The sequence below is a fragment of the Gammaproteobacteria bacterium genome (assembly GCA_019911805.1).
Taxonomy (GTDB): Bacteria; Pseudomonadota; Gammaproteobacteria; order Thiohalobacterales; family Thiohalobacteraceae; genus JAHJQQ01.
In genome coordinates this window covers 1-1,221 of record JAIOJV010000080.1, presented here as the reverse complement: position 1 = coordinate 1,221, position 1,221 = coordinate 1, and the positions used below count along the sequence as shown (strand labels likewise).

Below are 1,221 nucleotides of genomic sequence, written 5' to 3'. Positions count from 1 at the left end.
TGTCCAAGGGAAAATTTGAACGTACGAAGCCGCACGTAAACGTGGGAACGATTGGTCACGTTGACCATGGCAAGACGACGCTGACGGCGGCGCTGACGGTGGTGCAGGCGAAGAAGTTTGGTGGTGAGTCGAGGGGTTACGACCAGATCGACAATGCGCCGGAGGAGAAGGCGCGCGGCATCACGATTTCGACGTCGCACGTGGAATACGAGTCGGACGCGCGCCACTACGCGCACGTGGACTGCCCGGGGCACGCGGACTACGTGAAGAACATGATCACGGGTGCGGCGCAGATGGACGGAGCGATTCTGGTGTGTTCGGCGGCGGACGGCCCGATGCCGCAGACGCGTGAGCACATTCTGCTGGCGCGCCAGGTGGGTGTGCCGTACATCGTGGTGTATCTGAACAAGGCGGACATGGTCGACGATCCGGAGCTTCTGGAGCTGGTGGATCTGGAGGTTCGCGACCTGTTGTCCTCGTATGATTTCCCGGGTGACGACACCCCGATCGTCGTGGGTTCGGCGCTGAAGGCGCTGGAAGGCGACACCTCGGACATCGGCGTGCCGTCGATCGAGAAGTTGATTGCGGCGCTGGACAGCTGGATTCCGGAGCCGGAGCGTGCCATCGACGGTGCGTTTCTGATGCCGATCGAAGACGTGTTCTCGATCTCGGGTCGTGGCACGGTGGTGACCGGACGCATCGAGCGCGGCATTGTGAAGGTGGGTGACACGGTGGAGATCGTGGGCATCCGCGCGACGACCTCGACGACGGTGACCGGTGTGGAGATGTTCCGCAAGTTGCTGGATCAGGGTCAGGCGGGTGACAACGTAGGCGTGTTGCTGCGTGGCACGAAGCGCGACGACGTGGAGCGCGGCCAGGTGCTGTGCAAGCCGGGTTCGATCAAGCCGCACACCAAGTTTGAGGCGGAGGTGTACGTGTTGTCGAAGGAGGAGGGTGGTCGTCATACGCCGTTCTTCAATGGCTATCGTCCGCAGTTTTATTTCCGTACGACGGACGTGACCGGTGCCTGTGATCTTCCGGAAGGCATCGAGATGGTGATGCCGGGTGACAACGTGAAGATGACGGTGTCGCTGATCGCGCCGATCGCGATGGAAGAGGGTCTGCGTTTTGCGATCCGCGAAGGTGGCCGCACCGTCGGCGCCGGCGTGGTGGCGAAGATCATTGAATAAGATGCAAGAGACAAGAGGCAAGATACAAGTC

The 1,221-nt window shown here is 61.3% G+C and carries 1 protein-coding gene; it reads left to right on the top strand.

The genetic code is table 11. The features are described from left to right. Positions 1-1,190, top strand: a 1,190-nt coding sequence (tuf, locus tag K8I04_10660) for an elongation factor Tu (protein ID MBZ0072170.1), incomplete at its 5' end; no start/stop codon positions are given. Positions 1,191-1,221 lie beyond the last annotated feature (31 nt).